The sequence below is a fragment of the Allorhizobium sp. GW101-3B10 genome (assembly GCF_059424725.1).
Genome location: NZ_JBWKZR010000001.1, coordinates 599884 through 616861, shown reverse-complemented (window position 1 = coordinate 616861; position 16978 = coordinate 599884). Strand labels below are relative to the sequence as shown.

The 16978-nt window shown below is 62.7% G+C and carries 17 protein-coding genes and 1 other RNA gene; 13 read left to right on the top strand and 5 right to left on the bottom strand.

All coding sequences use genetic code 11. The features are described 5' to 3' along the window. The first annotated feature begins 179 nt into the window (after positions 1-179). Together AC07Y0_RS02855 and AC07Y0_RS02850 are read left to right on the top strand one after the other, a co-directional pair. Positions 180-734, top strand: coding sequence for an ankyrin repeat domain-containing protein (locus tag AC07Y0_RS02855; RefSeq protein ID WP_498674338.1), 555 nt, complete (start codon positions 180-182; stop codon positions 732-734). Positions 735-835: 101 nt separating this feature from the next. Then, positions 836-1297, top strand: coding sequence for an Imm8 family immunity protein (locus AC07Y0_RS02850; RefSeq protein WP_498674334.1), 462 nt, complete (start codon positions 836-838; stop codon positions 1295-1297). 111 nt (positions 1298-1408) lie between these two features. On the opposite strand, the gene ssrS is transcribed toward AC07Y0_RS02850, so the two are convergent. The 3 genes from ssrS to AC07Y0_RS02835 all read right to left on the bottom strand — a co-directional run bounded on the left by ssrS (position 1409) and on the right by AC07Y0_RS02835 (position 2354). After that, a non-coding RNA gene (ssrS, locus tag AC07Y0_RS02845) (6S RNA) lies at positions 1409-1567 on the bottom strand. Between the two features lie 79 nt (positions 1568-1646). After that, entirely contained in the window at positions 1647-2033 is a 387-nt protein-coding gene (locus tag AC07Y0_RS02840; RefSeq protein WP_498674332.1) for a cell division protein ZapA, read from the bottom strand. A 48-nt stretch (positions 2034-2081) separates the two neighbouring features. After that, positions 2082-2354 carry a DUF4164 domain-containing protein gene (locus tag AC07Y0_RS02835; protein WP_028736502.1) on the bottom strand — a complete coding sequence of 91 codons (273 nt, stop codon included), beginning with the start codon at positions 2352-2354 and terminating at the stop codon, positions 2082-2084. A 338-nt stretch (positions 2355-2692) separates the two neighbouring features. Here AC07Y0_RS02835 and tkt point away from each other — a divergent pair, with 338 nt between their 5' ends. The 7 genes from tkt to AC07Y0_RS02800 all read left to right on the top strand — a co-directional run bounded on the left by tkt (position 2693) and on the right by AC07Y0_RS02800 (position 11896). Then, positions 2693-4675, top strand: coding sequence for a transketolase (gene tkt, locus AC07Y0_RS02830; protein ID WP_498674330.1), 1983 nt, complete (start codon positions 2693-2695; stop codon positions 4673-4675). An 83-nt stretch (positions 4676-4758) separates the two neighbouring features. Beyond that, the gene (gene gap, locus AC07Y0_RS02825) at positions 4759-5769 is read left to right on the top strand and encodes a type I glyceraldehyde-3-phosphate dehydrogenase (protein WP_498674328.1); all 1011 of its coding nucleotides are present in this window, start codon (positions 4759-4761) and stop codon (positions 5767-5769) included. 270 nt (positions 5770-6039) lie between these two features. After that, a complete protein-coding gene (locus tag AC07Y0_RS02820; RefSeq protein WP_498674327.1) occupies positions 6040-7860 on the top strand; it encodes a potassium/proton antiporter in 1821 nt (606 codons plus the stop codon). Between the two features lie 88 nt (positions 7861-7948). Continuing rightward, entirely contained in the window at positions 7949-9151 is a 1203-nt protein-coding gene (locus AC07Y0_RS02815; RefSeq protein WP_498674324.1) for a phosphoglycerate kinase, read from the top strand. A 247-nt stretch (positions 9152-9398) separates the two neighbouring features. After that, on the top strand, positions 9399-10295 hold the full coding sequence (locus tag AC07Y0_RS02810) for a fructose bisphosphate aldolase (RefSeq protein WP_498674321.1): 897 nt from the start codon (positions 9399-9401) through the stop codon (positions 10293-10295). Positions 10296-10520: 225 nt separating this feature from the next. Further along, positions 10521-10952 carry a PACE efflux transporter gene (locus AC07Y0_RS02805; RefSeq protein ID WP_498674319.1) on the top strand — a complete coding sequence of 144 codons (432 nt, stop codon included), beginning with the start codon at positions 10521-10523 and terminating at the stop codon, positions 10950-10952. 35 nt (positions 10953-10987) lie between these two features. Continuing rightward, positions 10988-11896 carry a PhzF family phenazine biosynthesis protein gene (locus AC07Y0_RS02800; protein ID WP_498674317.1) on the top strand — a complete coding sequence of 303 codons (909 nt, stop codon included), beginning with the start codon at positions 10988-10990 and terminating at the stop codon, positions 11894-11896. A gap of 6 nt (positions 11897-11902) precedes the next feature. Here AC07Y0_RS02800 and AC07Y0_RS02795 read toward each other — a convergent pair whose 3' ends face one another. After that, positions 11903-12058, bottom strand: a complete 156-nt coding sequence (locus tag AC07Y0_RS02795) for a hypothetical protein (RefSeq protein ID WP_498674316.1) — start codon at positions 12056-12058, stop codon at positions 11903-11905. A 178-nt stretch (positions 12059-12236) separates the two neighbouring features. On the opposite strand from AC07Y0_RS02795, the gene AC07Y0_RS02790 reads away from it, so the two are divergent. The 3 genes from AC07Y0_RS02790 to rcdA all read left to right on the top strand — a co-directional run bounded on the left by AC07Y0_RS02790 (position 12237) and on the right by rcdA (position 14611). Then, positions 12237-13520, top strand: a complete 1284-nt coding sequence (locus tag AC07Y0_RS02790) for an MFS transporter (protein WP_498674313.1) — start codon at positions 12237-12239, stop codon at positions 13518-13520. A gap of 17 nt (positions 13521-13537) precedes the next feature. Further along, positions 13538-13732, top strand: a complete 195-nt coding sequence (locus AC07Y0_RS02785; protein ID WP_498674311.1) for a DUF1192 domain-containing protein — start codon at positions 13538-13540, stop codon at positions 13730-13732. A gap of 363 nt (positions 13733-14095) precedes the next feature. Then, the gene (gene rcdA, locus AC07Y0_RS02780; RefSeq protein ID WP_498674309.1) at positions 14096-14611 is read left to right on the top strand and encodes a protease adaptor protein RcdA; all 516 of its coding nucleotides are present in this window, start codon (positions 14096-14098) and stop codon (positions 14609-14611) included. A gap of 150 nt (positions 14612-14761) precedes the next feature. On the opposite strand, the gene rpmE is transcribed toward rcdA, so the two are convergent. Further along, positions 14762-14983, bottom strand: a complete 222-nt coding sequence (gene rpmE / locus AC07Y0_RS02775; RefSeq protein ID WP_028736513.1) for a 50S ribosomal protein L31 — start codon at positions 14981-14983, stop codon at positions 14762-14764. A gap of 188 nt (positions 14984-15171) precedes the next feature. Here rpmE and AC07Y0_RS02770 point away from each other — a divergent pair, with 188 nt between their 5' ends. Then, the gene (locus tag AC07Y0_RS02770; protein ID WP_498674306.1) at positions 15172-16977 is read left to right on the top strand and encodes an ABC transporter transmembrane domain-containing protein; all 1806 of its coding nucleotides are present in this window, start codon (positions 15172-15174) and stop codon (positions 16975-16977) included. Position 16978 lies beyond the last annotated feature (1 nt).

The window sequence follows — 16978 nt, the reverse complement described above, 5'->3', positions numbered from 1 at the left end:
GGCATTTGACGCGGCCGGATTTCTCCCGTCAACCCCTGCCCCGTTTGCGGCGTCAGTTCCAGTGGAGTAGAACAGCGGCCGATTCATCTCACGCTGCACAGCATCTCTGGTTCATTCTCGCTGACTTCGGAGAGACCAATGGGACCACAAACAACGGACACGTCGGGGGAGTAGACTGAATGTTGAAAACTCTGCTGAGAGCATCTGCGCTGGCTGTCATCCTGACGGCAGCAGCTTTCGGCTATTTTACCAAACCATGGCAGTATCCGAAGAGCCTGGCCGAAGCCGTCTGCACTGGCAACATTGTTGGTGCCTTTAGAAGGCTTCACGCGGGCGACCTGCCGGACTCGACAGATCCAGCATGGCCTTATGACGGCAGGGCGATGTTCCTGGCGATCGACAATACCGGATGCCGGAAACCGATGGCATTCGGTCTCGTCGACTTGTTGCATTTCTATGGAGCAGACGTGAACCAGACGACAACTTCCGGCTACACCCTTTTGATGCTGGCGGCGGGCGAGGGAAACGAACCCCTAGCCCGGAAACTGATCCGTTGGGCCGCTCGCGTGGACGAACAAGACAGCACCGGCCAGACCGCTCTCATGTACGCGGCCAAGTCGGGTCATGAAGACATCGGGCGCTTGCTGATCGAGAGTGGAGCAGACGCCGCCATGAGGAGCAAATTAGATAGGACTGCGCTCAATCCGGGCCGTGGACTCCTCAATGCGGAGTGATCGACTTGCATGGAGGAAGCGGACGTTCGAGCTGAACCCTCATCACCATCATTGTGAAGCCTAAAACAACATCAAAGACACAGTAACGTTGGGAGCGGACGATGGCACAGGCGAACGAAAAATGGCTTGAAATTGCCAAGATCCCTCTACCTGAGCGACTATCTCTGCGGAGCATAGCGGCTTCGAACCTAGGTAACGTTGCCGAGAGCCGGATTCGCGATGGCTATACGCAAGAAGAGATAGAGGCCGGTGTGGATATGCTCGACTCGGTCGAGCGTCTTCAACAATGGGAACCCGTCAACCCGAGAAGCATAGCGCTGACCATGTGTCTTGCCATTGGTTGGGACGACAACCCAGGAGCCGACGATTTCAACGTCCATGTCGTCACCAACGACCTCAGATCTCATTTGCCGCGACGATCCAATGCATGGCTATTTGTCGATGTCTTTGATTGGAGAGATGTCCTGTCGAGCTTTCTCAACATCTTGAGGAAATGCGAGCGGTCGACGTGGGAGGAAAGCCTTGTTGAACTCAGAAAGCGCTTCGCTTGGGAGCATGAGTGAACGAGCGAGTTTCGCTAGGATGAGTTCGATCGGGTGTTCCGGTCATGACCAGACCAGTCTGCATCCGTCCCATCGCGGTTCGGCCGCCAACCATCGTTCTTCCGAGAAAAAGTGCGATCCACGGCAACCGATGGAGTTTTACGATCCTGGGTGCCTACAAACGTAGGTGGGCGCCGTGTGTCCAAGCCCACGGGCCTGGCCAGGGACAGCTCCCTTTGGATCGAGTATGGCCCCAGGGATTGTGTTTCCTGTCGTGAGGCGCAGACCGCACATCAGATATAGGTCTAATTCGCGCCGGGCGCCAGTGGCCGCGTTCAATCATTCGCACATTGGAGGAAAGAGCCGCTGCTCAGTGTTCCGGCCGCGCGGCGGGCGCCGGCTTGGCGGTCAGCTTGCGGGTGATCCCGTTCAGCCGCTCGGTCACTTCGGCAAGCGCCGTCGTCAGCATGTCCTCGCGGTGCTGCGCCGCCTCAAGCGCCTCGTCGCGTCCCTCCCGAAACGACGAAAGCTCCTTTTCCATCGCCGCCACGCGACGATTGACCTCCGACAGCTCGTCCATGACCATGATGCCGGCCATCACCGTCAACCTGAGGTCACCGATTTCGCCGAACTGGGTCTTGAGGTGGCTGACATAGCGGTCAAGCTGCGTGGCAAGATCGATCAGATGGCCTTCCTGACCCTCTTCGCAGGCCATGCGGTAGGCTTTGCCGTCGATGGTAACCGTGACCTGTGCCATGCATCTTCCCAATTGGCGCCGAGCTTTCGGCTTCGCCTTTGCCTGATCCTAGCGGTCGAGAACCGCCCGGATCGTTTCCATGGCGGTCACCAACCGCCGCGAAACCTCGCGATTGACCTCTTCCAGCCGGTTCGCCCGGAATTCCGACTGGTCGAGCTCCTGCGCCAGCCGCGAGCGGTCGGCATGCACGCGGCGAACCTCGCTCTCGACCTCGCCGCTTTCGCGCTGCACTTCGATGCGCATGTCGATGGCGTTCTCGAGCCCGGCGATCGCCTGCCTGAGCGCGCCGAGCGCCGCTTCGACCGAATTCCCTGTCGGCATGTTGTTGTCCCGGCTTTCCAGAAGCGGCGTTCGAATCGACCCTGAAGACCCGCTGCTTCGATCCGCGGACAGTAAGCTTCTCGATTGCTGCCCGTCAATAAATGGGGGCGCACCCGGGACCGCCAATCCTGTGGACGACGTCACCCCGGGCTGCCCAAGTCCGGGCGTATCGGTGCTATGCACAGCAAATAGACAAAAGCATGATTTATCGCGCAACAAAAGGCCAGAATACCCGCCATTTATTGACTCGCGCGATTCACCTGCTATGGATCAGCCGCTTTCAGACGGACCGTGCCGAGTACGGTCGTCCCTTGAGACCCGGAACAAGCGGAACAGCCATGATCTCTCCCGAAAAACACAACCGGATGGCCAATGCGATCCGTTTCCTCGCCATGGACGCGGTGGAAAAAGCCAATTCCGGCCACCCCGGCATGCCGATGGGCTGCGCCGACGTCGCCACCGTTCTCTTCACCCGGTATCTGAATTTCGACCCGAAGAACCCGCTCTGGCCCGACCGCGACCGCTTCGTCCTGTCGGCCGGCCACGGCTCCATGCTGCTCTATGCCCTGCTCTATCTGACGGGCTACGAGGACATGACCATCGAGGACATCAAGCAGTTCCGCCAGATGGGCGCCAAGACCGCCGGCCACCCGGAATACGGTCACGCCTCCGGCATCGAGACGACGACCGGCCCGCTCGGCCAGGGCATCGCCAATGCCGTCGGCATGGCCATTGCCGAAAAGAAGCTCGCGAGCGAATTCGGCGCCGAGCTGATGAACCACCATACCTATGCGCTGGTCGGCGACGGGTGCCTCATGGAAGGCATCAGCCAGGAAGCCATTTCGCTGGCCGGCCACCTGAAGCTCAACAAGCTGATCGTGCTGTGGGACGACAACGGCATCTCGATCGACGGCGCGATCTCGCTGGCCGACTCGACCGACCAGCATGCCCGCTTCAAGGCCTCCGGCTGGAACACGCTTTCCGTCGACGGCCATGATCCCGAAGCGATCGCCGCTGCGATCGAGACCGCCAAGACCTCCGACAAGCCTACCCTGATCGCCTGCAAGACGGTCATCGGCTTCGGTTCGCCGAACAAGGCCGGCACCCACAAGGTGCACGGTTCGCCGCTCGGCGCCGACGAGATCGTCGCCACCCGCAAGGCGCTCGGCTGGGCCGAGGAAGCCTTCGTCGTTCCGGCCGACGTGCTCGACACCTGGCGCCTCGCCGGCCTGCGCTCGACCAAGATCCGCAAGGACTGGGAAACCCGCCTCGCCGCCAGCCCGGCCGAGACCAAGGCCGAGTTCACCCGCCGTTTCGCCGGCGACCTGCCGGGCAATTTCGCCACCGCGATCGACGGCTACAAGAAGAAACTCGCCGAAGCCAAGCCGACGGTTGCCACCCGCAAGGCCTCCGAGGACGCGCTGGAAGTCATCAACGGCGTGCTGACCGAGACGCTCGGCGGCTCGGCCGACCTGACCGGCTCGAACAACACCAAGACGAGCCAGACCAAGTCGATCACCCCGAACGACTTCTCCGGCCGTTACATCCACTACGGCATTCGCGAGCACGGCATGGCCGGCGCCATGAACGGGATCGCGCTGCACGGCGGCCTCATCCCCTATTCCGGCGGGTTCCTGATCTTCTCGGACTATTGCCGTCCGTCGATCCGCCTTGCCGCCCTGATGGGCATCCGCGTCATCCACGTGCTGACGCATGACTCCATCGGTCTGGGCGAAGACGGCCCGACCCACCAGCCGGTCGAGCACATGGCGGCACTGCGCGCCATCCCGAACCTGCTGATGTTCCGTCCGGCCGACGCGACCGAAACGGTCGAGTGCTGGCAGATTGCTCTGGAACACAAGCATCGTCCGTCGGGCCTGGCGCTGACCCGCCAGAACCTGATTGCCGCGCGCACCGACTACGAAGAAAAGAACCTCTGCAGCTTCGGCGCCTATGAGCTGGTTTCGGCCAGCGACGCCAAGGTGTCGATTTTCGCCTCCGGCTCGGAAGTCGAGATCGCCCTGAAGGCCCAGCAGATGCTGGCCCAGAAGGGGATTTCCGCCCGCGTCGTCTCCGTTCCCTGCTTCGAACTGTTCTTCGAGCAGCCGGACGCCTATCGCGAAGCGATCATCGGTTCGTCCGCCGTCAACATCGCGGTCGAGGCCGGCATCCGCCAGGGCTGGGACGCGTTCATCGGTTCCGACGGCGCCTTCATCGGCATGAAGTCCTTCGGCGCCTCAGGTCCCTACAAGGAACTCTACAAGCATTTCGGCATCACCCCGGAAGCGGTCGTTGCCGCCGCCGAGGCCAAGCTCGGCTGAGACGACAAATTGTCGCATGGGCGTTCCCGGACGCCCATTCTTCCCATAATCTGAAGCTCTGATCTAAACGCGGGAGTGAATCTATGACTGTGAAAGTTGCCATCAACGGCTTCGGCCGCATCGGCCGCAACGTGCTGCGCGCCATCGTCGAATCCGGCCGTACCGACATCGAAGTCGTCGCCATCAACGACCTCGGCCCGGTCGAGACCAATGCCCACCTGCTGCGCTACGACTCGATCCACGGGAAGTTCCCGGCGGATGTGAAGGTCGAAGGCGACACGATCATCGTCGGCGGCGGCAAGCCGATCAAGGTCACCGCGATCAAGGATCCGGCGACCCTGCCGCACAAGGAACTCGGCGTCGACATCGCCATGGAATGCACCGGCATCTTCACCGCGCGCGACAAGGCCGCCCTGCACCTCCAGGCCGGCGCCAAGCGCGTCATCGTTTCGGCCCCGGCCGAAGGCGCTGACCTGACCGTCGTCTTCGGCGTCAACCACGACAAGCTGACCAAGGATCACCTGGTCATTTCCAACGCCTCGTGCACCACCAACTGCCTCGTGCCGGTGGTCAAGGTTCTGAACGACGCGATCGGCATCGATCATGGCTTCATGACCACGATCCATTCCTACACCGGCGACCAGCCGACCCTCGACACCATGCACAAGGACCTCTACCGCGCCCGTGCAGCGGCCCTGTCGATGATCCCGACCTCGACCGGTGCAGCCAAGGCCGTCGGCCTCGTTCTGCCGGAACTCAAGGGCAAGCTGGACGGCACCTCGATCCGCGTGCCGACCCCGAACGTCTCGGTCGTCGACTTCAAGTTCGTCGCCAAGAAGAACACCACGGTTCAGGAAGTCAACGACGCCATCAAGGCTGCTTCGAACGGTGCGCTGAAGGGCATCCTCGGCTACACCGAAGAGCCGCTGGTCTCGCGCGACTTCAACCATGACAGCCATTCGTCGATCTTCGCCATCGACCAGACCAAGGTGCTCGAAGGCAACTTCGTCCGCATTCTGACCTGGTACGACAACGAGTGGGGCTTCTCGAACCGCATGTCGGACACCGCGGTAGCTCTGGCCAAGCTCATCTGATCGCATAAGAATTAGCGCTCGCTTTAAAAAAGGCGGACCGGAAACCCCGGCCCGCCTTTCAAATTTTTAAGTTCCGCCCTACTCTGATCACGATTGAAGACGATAGGTTTTTCATCTCGTCTTCCGGCAGCCCTGCCAGATCATTCCATCCACGTCACCGGCCTCGCGCGCGGGACGGAAAGCACCGCCGACACCGCGTCGAGCCGCGCCCGTGGTATGACCTGATCCGGTCCTGTCGGACGACGGCGCGGTTGATGAGAGGGGCAAGGGGTGGAAGAATTTTATGCCATGACGCTGGTGGCGACGGCCTTGGTCCTGCTGGCCGCATTCTCCAGCCTGATCGCCTTCCGCTTCGGCGCTCCCCTGCTTCTCCTCTTCCTGCTGATCGGGCTCGCCACCGGCGTCGACGGCCTGGGCATCGAGTTTTCCGACAACGCCTTCGCTTACGCACTGGGATCGATCGCGCTGGCGGTCATCCTGTTCGATTCCGGTTACGGCACGTCCCTGCAGTCCTTCAAATTGTCGGCCACCCCCGCATTGACGCTGGCGACCGGCGGCGTGCTGATCACCGCCGGCTTCTTCGGCCTCGTGGCCCATCTCCTGCTCGACTTCTCCTTTCTCGAAGGCCTGCTGCTGGGCTCGATCGTCGCCTCGACCGATGCAGCGGCGGTGTTCTTCCTGCTGCGCATCGGCGGCATCAACATCCGCGACCGCGTTCGCTCGACGCTCGAGGTGGAATCCGGCACCAACGATCCCATGGCGATCTTCCTCACCATGGCGCTGGTGCAACTGCTGTCCGCCGGCGAAGGCTATTCCGGTTTCGACATGGACCTCTTGCGGCTGTTCGTCGAGCAGATGGGCCTCGGCCTGGCGCTCGGCCTGATCGGCGGCGCGCTGATCGTCTTCGTGCTCAGGCGGATCTCCGTCGAACGCGGCCTTGCCCCGATCTTCATGCTCGCCATGGCGCTGCTGGTCTTCTCCTATACCGGCGCGGTCGGCGGCAGCGGCTTCCTCGCCGTCTACGTGGCGGGCATCTATGCCGGCAGCCAGAAGATCCCGGCGAGCGGCGCGATCACCCGCTTCCAGGACGGCATGACCTGGCTGGCACAGATCGTCATGTTCCTCGTTCTCGGCCTGCTGGCCACGCCGTCACAGTTCCCCTCGATCCTCATCCCCGCCGTCCTGCTCGGCCTCTTCCTCGTCTTCGTCGCGCGTCCGCTGGCGGTCTGGGCCTGTCTGCTGCCCTTCGACTTCACCCAGCGCGAGACCGGCTTCATCGCCTGGGTCGGCCTGCGCGGCGCCGTGTCGATCCTGCTGGCCATCCTGCCGATCCTCGGCAATCTGGAAAAGGGCCAGACCTATTTCAACGTCGCCTTCATCGTGGTGATGATTTCGCTCGTGCTGCAGGGCTGGACCATCAAGCCGGTGGCGCGCAAGCTCGGCCTCATCATCCCGCCGCGCATCGGCGCCATCGACAAACTGGAACTCGACCTGCCGGGCGCCGCCCATCACGAACTCCTCGCCTACCGCGTGGTCGCAGACAGCCCGGTCCTGCGCGGCGAACGCATCCCCCGCTGGGCCATGCCCTCCCTCGTCATCCGCGACGGTAAATCGATGCGCTACCAGTATGCCGGACGCCTGCGCGAGAACGACCAGGTCTATCTCTTCATCGCGCCGGGTTACTCCAAGCTGCTCGACCGCCTGTTCGCCAGCAAGGCGCCGGTGGCCGAGGACGACAGCGAGTTCTTCGGCACCTTCGCCATCTCCCCGAACACCAGGGTCGAAGATCTCAACCAGGCCTATGGACCGCTGAGCATCTCCGAAGCCGACCGCGCCAAGACGGTGGCGGAACTGATCGCCCAGCGCCTGGGCGGACAGGCCGACTATGCCGACCGGGCCCGACTCGGCACCATCGTCCTGATCGTTCGCGACCTGGATGAAACGGGACATATCGCCTCGGTCGGGGTTTCGCTCGAACCCGTGGCCCCTGCCACCAACCTGCCGATCTTCCTGAACATCCGCGAGCTTGCCCACGCGATCCGCGACTATCTGCGCCGGCAGCGCGCCAAGGCCGGCGAAAGCGAAAAATGATCCGGGTCGCCTTGCGCAGCCGTTCAGGCGGTGTAAGGTCCGACCCCGTCAGCCCCATTCCAGCAACACCTTAACGACGGGTATCATCATGCCGGCTTTCAAGACACTCGACGATCTCACCGACATCGCGGGCAAGCGCGTGCTTGTGCGCGTCGACCTCAACGTTCCCGTCGCCGATGGCAAGGTGACGGATGCGACCCGCATCGAGCGCGTCGCCCCGACGATCAAGGAATTGTCGGCCAAGGGCGCCAAGGTCATCCTGCTCGCGCATTTCGGCCGGCCGAAGGGTGAACCGGTCGCCGACCAGTCCCTGTCGCTGATCGCCCCTGCCGTCGAGGAAGTGCTGGACCAGAAGGTCGCCTTCGCCTCGGACTGCATCGGAGCCCCCGCCGCTGATGCCATCGCCAAGATGGAAAACGGCGACATCCTGCTCCTGGAAAACACCCGCTTCCACAAGGGCGAGGAAAAGAACACCCCGGAATTCGTCGCTGAACTCGCCAAGAACGGCGACATCTTCGTCAACGACGCCTTCTCGGCCGCCCACCGGGCGCATGCCTCGACCGAAGGCCTCGCCCACCATATGCCCGCCTATGCCGGACGCACCATGCAGGCCGAACTCGTGGCACTGGAAAAGGGTCTCGGCAAGCCGGCCCGCCCGGTCGTCGCCATCGTCGGCGGCGCCAAGGTCTCGACCAAGATCGACCTCCTGTCCAACCTGGTGAAGAAGGTCGACGCGCTGGTGATCGGCGGCGGCATGGCCAACACCTTCCTCGCGGCCCAGGGCATCAATGTCGGCAAGTCGCTGTGCGAGCACGATCTGGCCGACACCGCCAAGCAGATCATGATCGACGCCGAGACCTCCGGCTGCGCCATCGTGCTCCCGGTCGACGGCGTCGTCGCCCGCGAGTTCAAGGCAGGCGCCGACAACGAGACCGTCGCCATCACCGCCATCCCGGCCGATGCCATGGTCCTCGACGTCGGCCCGAAGTCGGTGGAGACCATCAACGGCTGGATCTCCAAGGCCGAAACGCTGGTCTGGAACGGCCCGCTCGGCGCCTTCGAGATCGCCCCCTTCGACACGGCGACCGTGGCTGCCGCCCGGCACGCCGCGGAACAGACCCGCGCCGGCAAGCTGGTCTCGGTCGCAGGCGGCGGCGATACCGTCTCGGCACTGAACCATGCCGGCGTGGCTGATGACTTCTCCTACGTCTCGACCGCAGGCGGCGCCTTCCTCGAATGGATGGAAGGCAAGGAACTGCCGGGCGTGGCCGTCCTGATCGCCGAGAAGTGATTTGCCATGATGGCGGGCTCCGCGGCCCGCCATCGTTAAGCATCGGCGGATATTTCCAAGACTTTCAAACGATTAAATAGATTTCAATCGTTTCAACATTTTAAGCCGCCATTTTCCTATCGCAAAACTTCTGTTATCCGCCTCATCTAAATTCGGGGATTGGTCAATTCGGCTTTGCCGATTGGTCGTGACATCAAAGAAGACAGGTGAGCGCGTATCGCGCCATTTTTAGGGATAGGAGTGAGATATGGTGGACGCAAAGATGTTGAACAAGATCGGCTCGGCGCCTGGTTTCATCGCGGCACTGGATCAGAGCGGTGGTTCAACACCTGGAGCATTGCGTCTCTACGGCATCTCCGAGTCTGACTATCAGGGTGACGAGGAGATGTTCCGCCTGATGCATGCCATGCGCGTCCGCATCATGAGCGCGCCGGCCTTTACGGGCGACAAGGTGATCGGCGCCATCCTGTTCGAGCGGACCATGGACGGCGACGTCGATGGCCAGGCCGTTCCGTCCTATCTGTGGGAAAAGCGCGGCGTGGTGCCCTTCCTCAAGATCGATAAGGGCCTCGCTGCCGAAGAGAACGGCGTTCAGATGATGAAGCCGATGCCCGACCTGGACGCTCTCCTGATCCGCGGCCGCAACAAGGGAATTTTCGGAACCAAGATGCGCTCGGTCATTGCGCAGGACGACGCGGCCGGCATCACCGCCGTCGTGAAGCAGCAATTCGAGGTGGCACGCCAGATCATCGGCCAGGGCCTCATGCCGATCATCGAGCCGGAAGTCTCCATCAAGAGCCCGACGAAGGTCGAGGCCGAGGCCATTCTCCGCGACGAGATCGCCGCCCAGCTCGACAAGCTCCCCGCAGGCGAAACCGTCATGCTGAAGCTGACCATCCCGACGGTCGCCGATTTCTACGCGCCTCTGGTCGCCCATAAGTCCGTCGTTCGCGTCGTCGCCCTTTCCGGCGGCTACACCACCGCGGACGCCTGCGAAAAGCTCAGCCATAACCACGGCATGATCGCGAGCTTCTCGCGCGCGCTGACGGAAAAACTGCGCGTCTCGATGAGCGACGCAGACTTCAACGCGAGCCTGGCCGAAACGATCGATCAGATCTACGCCGCAAGCGTGAACAAGGCCTGATACAGTCCAGAAGGCGTGAAGAGGTCGCCTGACCGGCGCCTTTCGATGTCAGCCTTTCGAGCCCTGCCAGCAACGCTGGCGGGGCTTTTTCGTGGACGCCAGGCCGGCTCCGCCCCCTTGCCTTCCGCCTGCGGCAAACTATATTTGGTCCTGCTGAGGACGACCTCTCCCCACGACGGGCACTTGACCGGGACGACCCGAACGACCCTCTGCGGGAGAACAAATATGCGCTCGACCAGCGACCGTATCCGCCACGCCGTCAGTTTCGAAATCCTCGCCCTTTTCCTTGTCACGCCGCTGGGCGCCTGGGTCTTTTCCCTGCCGCTCACCGATATCGGCGTCGTCAGCGTCGGCAGCGCGACGATCGCCATGCTGTGGAACTACGTCTACAATATCGGCTTCGACCGCGCGATGCAGCGCATTGCCGGCAGCACCTACAAGTCCGTGCCGATCCGGGTCATGCACGCCGTATTGTTCGAGGCCGGACTGCTTCTCGTGCTCGCGCCCTTCATCGCGTGGTATCTCGGCGTCGGCCTGTGGCACGCAGTGGTGATGGACGTCTCGTTTTCGCTCTTCTACCTTGTCTACGCCTTCGTCTTCAACTGGAGCTATGACCGGCTGTTCCCGCTTCCGGAATGGCAGCAACCCGCACGCTGAGCCTGGAACCAACGGATCAGAAAGGACAAGAAACCATGCGCGACGTCCCCTTCGCCACCGTAGACGTGTTCACCGACCAACGTTTCGCCGGCAATCCACTGGCCGTCATACTCGACGCACGCGGGCTGTCCGACGGCGAAATGCAGCAGATCGCCGCCGAATTCGGTTACTCCGAAACCACCTTCGTTCTGCCGCCACAAGATCCGGCCAATACGGCCAACGTCCGGATATTCACGCCGGCCACCGAAGTTCCGTTCGCCGGACATCCGAATGTCGGAACGGCCTTCGTCCTCGGTAATCTCGGCTCGCTGTTCGGCAGGCCGATCGGAACGCGGCTGCGCTTCGAGGAGAAGGCCGGACTGGTCGAAATCGAACTCGCACGGGACGGCGCGCGCGTCACCGGCGCGACCATTCAGGCTCCCGGTCCGCTCTCCGTCGGCAGCCCTGTGCCGCCGGCCGAACTCGCCCCGTGCATTTCGCTCGATGCCGCGGACCTTGAGACCCGGCATCATGTGCCCGTCTTCGCGTCGGTCGGGCTGAAGTTCATCCTTGCCGAAGTGAAGGATCTCGCCGTACTCGCACGGGCGGCGCCGCGGCTGGAACCGCTCGCCATCTTACATGAGACCTATACCCACGAAGAGACGGACTGCGCCATCTTTCTCTACGCCTGGGTCGGGAGCGACCATGTCCGCGCCCGGATGTTCGCTCCGCTGGACAACGTGCCGGAAGACCCGGCCACGGGTAGCGCCTCGGCGGCCCTTGGCGCCTATCTGGGCTCGCTGGACGCTCAGCCGCGCAATCGGCACCTGCTGATCGAGCAAGGCGTCGAGATGGGCCGTCGCAGCCTCATCCATGTCGATGTGGAAACCAAAGACGGCCGGTTCGATCGCGTCCGCATCACCGGCACTTGCGTCGATGTGATGCGAGGCACGATCACCCTTTGAAAAGCGTCACGGTCGCACGAGCAGCGTCACCGACCAGATGGCGAATGCGATCACGGCAACCTTCCAGAAATCGCTGCGTTTCCTCAGGCCCGGCAGACCGAGCGGCCGGATCACCTGCACCATCATGGCGAGGATGAGAAGAAGGCCGATCACCTTGGTCATGGTTGAATCCTAGCATGCCTGTTCCGGCCCTTGTCACAACGGCGACACTTTTGCCCGCCAGAAGCTTTTCCCGCAAGTACCGATGTCCATTCAGAGATCGGTAGGAACCTTGCCTTAAATTGCGACGTTTCAGGAACCTGTCCGTACAGCTTCCCCAACCCCACTCGATTGCCAAGCCATGCGACGAAACCTCCTGCCAGTCATGGCGCTTCTTCTCGGCACGCTGTTCCTGTTCCTCGGGAACGGCCTGCACGGCCTGCTTCTGCCGGTACGCGGATCCGCGGAGGGCTATTCGAACGAGATCCTCGGCCTGCTCGGCACGTCCTGGGCAACCGGCTTCGTCGCCGGCTGCCTGATTGCGCCGAAGCTCGTCATGCGGGTCGGCCATGTCCGCGCCTTCTCCAGCTTCATCTCGCTGATCGCCATCATCGCGCTGTTGAGCGGCATTCTGGTCGATCCCTATTGGTGGGTGGTCCTGCGCGCCGTGACCGGCTTCTGCATCGCCGGAACCTCCATGATCATCGAGAGCTGGCTGAACGAGCGGGCCACCAACGAGAGCCGCGGCACGATTTTCTCCTTCTACATCTCCGTCACGCTGATCGGCGTGGTGGGCGGCCAGATGCTGGTCGGCATCGTCGATCCGTCGACGACCATCCTGTTCATGATCTGCGGCATTCTCTACTGCCTGGCCATGCTGCCGACGACGGTCTCGACCGCAGCCACGCCGCAGGCGCTCACCTCCGTCAAGCTCAACCTGCCGCGCCTCTACCGCAATTCGCCGGTGTCCTTCGTCGGCATCCTGCTCGTCGGCATCGCCAACGGCGCCTACGGCACGCTCGGGGCCGTTTTCGGCGCCCGCGCCGGCCTGACGCCGAACATGATCGCCATCATGCTGTCCGTCACCATCTTCGTCGGCGCACTCATGCAGTTTCCCGCCGGCAAGGCCTCGGACCGCACCGACCGCCGCTATGTGCTGGCGGCACTCTCGGCTGTCTCCGCCATCGCAGCGCTCCTGCTGATCGTCCTGCGGCCCCAGGACGCCATGACGATGATCATCCTCGTCGCCGTCTACGGTGGTGCCGCCAACGCGCTCTATCCGATTGCCGTCGCCCATGCCAATGACTTCGCCAGTTCGGACGAGTTCGTCCAGGTGTCGGGCGGACTTCTGCTGCTCTACGGCATCGGCACGATCATCGGCCCGACGATCGGCGGCCCGGTCATGACCGAACTTGGCCCCCACGCCCTCTTCGCCGTCACCGCCGTGGCCCACGTACTGCTCACGGCCTATGCCATCTACCGCAGTCGCCTGCGCGCCGCCATACCGTATGCCGAACGCGACAATGTCCCGAACATGCCCGTGTCCGCCTCGCCGATGAGCACGCCCGAGAGCCTTAGCCTCGACCCGCGCGCGGCCCCTCTTCCGCCGCATGCGGAGGAGACCGATTCGAACGAATCACCCTGAACCGGAGAATCGAAATCATGATCTTCGACGACGAACGCCCGAAGAAGCCTGTCGCCCATGACGTGGGCAGCGATCTTTCCGCCCTGTCTGCAGAGGAGTTGCAGGCGCGAATCGACCTGCTGCGCGGGGAAATCGAGCGTCTGGACGCGGAACGCGTCCGCAAGGAGGCTGGGAAACGGGCGGCGGACAGCTTCTTCAAGCCCAAAGTATAGATTATGTATTGGCCGCGTATTTCCGCCCAGATTGGGAATCTATCGCATTTTTCGCTTCATGTTTACCATCCGTTAAGCGTTATATGCGATCGTAAGGCATCCGGTTCTGCCGGGTTCAGGCAGTTTCACCGCGTGGCGAAAGTCTGATTTTTCTCCCTGTTTTACCTTGAGAGCCGCTTTTGCGGCTCTTTTTTTATGTTTTCGGCATCCTATGTCCAAAAGTGTGGGAATTAACCCTTCTTTAATAAACGGCTTGCGCATTTAGGGTATTGGTATCATCGTACGGCCATGAAAAGCGGCAGGAACAAGACAGTGTCCACGCCGTTACCCAGTTAAAGTGATGCGTAATTCAAGGGTGAACCGATGTCTGAACTCGGACTGAACACAGTGAGCTTTGCCGGCCGCGCCGCTGCCTCGACGCAGTTCAAGGCGACCTATGCCGAGGGCATGGGTCTGGTCGAAGAGACCGCTGCCTATCTCGACGGCCCCGGTCGCGCTGCCGCCAAGGTCCTGCCGCGCATGGCCTCGGTTCTCTACGCCGCCGAATCGATGCGCCTCACCACCCGCCTGATGCAGATGGCTTCGTGGCTGCTGCTGCAGCGCGCCGTCAACAACGGCGAGATGAGCCGCGATCAGGTCCTGTCGGAAAAGAGCAAGGTACGCCTCGACGGCTTCAACGTCGATCGCCAGGCTCCGGGCTGGAACGACTTGCCGGAAACCTTCCGCGATCTGGTCGAGCGCTCGCTGCGCCTGCAGAACCGCATCGCCCTGCTCGACCGTGAAATCTATCGCCCGGCTGACGCCCCGGTCGTCCCGGACAACGAGAACAGCGTCCAGGCCCAGCTCGATCTGCTGCGCACGGCCTTCAATCTCAACTGACATCCCGACTTCGCATCAGCACTTTCTTTGGCCCGGCATGCTCACGCATCGCCGGGCATTTCTTTGTTCGCCTGCGATGCGAGCAGAATCCAGGCAACAAAAAAGCCCGGACGAGCCGGGCTTTGATGAAAACGATCGATCGAGGATCGATCAGAGGCCGAGGCCGCCGAAACGCTTCTTGAACTTCGAGAGACGACCGCCGCGGTCCATCAGCTGCTGGTTGCCGCCGGTCCAGGCCGGATGCGAGTTCGGGTCGATTTCGAGGTTCATGACTGCGCCTTCCGAACCCCAGGTAGAACGGGTTTCGTATTCGGTGCCGTCGGTCATGACAACCTTGATGACGTGGTAGTCGGGATGGATATCAGCCTTCATTGCGATCTTCCTGCTGTGCCGGAGGGTCTAAATGTCGCGATTGCGTCATGGAGACCTATTCAATAAACCAAGCCGATGTCCGAACAGGCCACGGCTTCCCAATTCGATGCGGTGCCTATACATGAAGGGCGCAAGGATAACAAGTGCCATGGCACGAAAGCCCGCCAGGCGGGCCGGAGAAGCAAATAGTGTCCGCAATCACCGAAACTGAACAGTCGAAACGCCGCTCGCTCAAGCCCCTGTCGCGCCTCATTCCGTATGTCATGCGCTATCGCAAGCTGGTCGCGGGTGCCCTGTTCTTCCTCGGTCTTGCCGCGGCCACGACCTTAGCCCTGCCCCTCGCCGTGCGCCGCATGGTCGATCACGGCTTCAGCGCCGCCGACGGCGCCTTCATCAACAACTATTTCGGAATGATGGCGGTGCTCGCCATCATTCTCGCGCTCGCCAGCGCCATGCGCTACTATTTCGTCATCACCATCGGCGAGCGTGTGGTCTCCGATCTGCGCCGCGACGTCTTCGCCCACGTGACGAAGCTTTCGCCCGCCTTCTTCGACGTGAACCAGTCCGGCGAGATCGTCTCGCGGCTGACGGCCGACACGACGCAGATCAAGTCCGCCGTCGGCGCGACAGCATCGCTCGCGCTCAGGAACTCCATTCTCTGTCTCGGTGCCATGGGCATGATGATCTATACCAGCCCGCGGCTGTCGATCCTCGTGCTCGCCGCCATCCCGATCATCGTCTTCCCGCTCGTCGCCTTCGGCCGCTCCGTGCGCCGCCGCTCGCGTGCCGCGCAGGACACGCTGGCCGAAGCCTCGGCCTTTGCCGGCGAGACCATCGGTGCGGCCCGGACCGTCCAGGCCTTCAACGCCGAGGGCATCGCCACTGACCGCTACGGTGCGGCCGTCGAGCAGGCCTATGAGGCGGCGCGCGCCGCCATCAAGTCGCGCGCGCTCCTGACCGGCGTCGCCATCACGCTCGTGTTCGGCAGCATCGTCGCGGTGCTCTGGTTCGGCGCCCAGAACGTGCTTGCCGGCACGCTCTCGGCCGGCACGCTCGGCCAGTTCCTGCTCTACTCACTGATCGCCGCCGGTTCGATGGGTACGCTGTCCGAGGTCTGGGGCGAGCTTTCGCAGGCATCCGGCGCCGCCGAACGGCTCGGCGAACTGCTGCAGGAGGTTTCCCAGGTCGCCGCCCCCGCCAATCCGACCCGCCTGCCCGAGCCGCCCATGGGCCGCGTCAGCTTTGGCGACGTGCACTTTGCCTATCCCTCGAGCGCCAGTAAGTCGGCCCTCAAAGGGCTCAGCTTCCGGGTGGAGCCGGGCGAAACGGTAGCGATCGTCGGTCCTTCGGGCGCTGGCAAGAGCACGGTCTTCTCTCTCATCCTGCGCTTCTACGATCCGGTCAGCGGCACCGTTCGGATCGACGATGTCGACGTCCGCAAGGCCGATCCCGAAGAGGTCCGCGCGCGCATCGCCATCGTGCCCCAGGACGTGACGATCTTCGCCGCGTCGATCCACGACAACATCGCCTTCGGCTCGCCGAAGGCCACGCGGCAGATGGTCGAGGCGGCGGCGGAAGCCGCCCAGGCGACCGAATTCATCCTGCGCCTGGAGAACGGCTTCGACACGCAGGTCGGCGAACGCGGCATCACGCTGTCCGGCGGCCAGCGCCAGCGCATCGCGATTGCCCGCGCGCTCTTGCGCGACGCACCACTCCTGCTTCTCGACGAAGCGACCTCGGCGCTCGATGCGGAAAGCGAAACCCTGGTCCAGACGGCGCTGGACGGCCTGATGCAGAACCGCACGACGATCGTCATCGCCCATCGACTGGCGACCGTGCTCAAGGCCGATCGCATCCTCGTGCTCGACGACGGACGTATCGTCGAGGAAGGCACCCATCACAGCCTGATCCAGGAGGGCGGTCTCTACGCCAAGCTGGCGCGGCTGCAGTTCGAGACCGGCGGGCGCGATTTCACCGCGCCGGCCACCGAGTAGT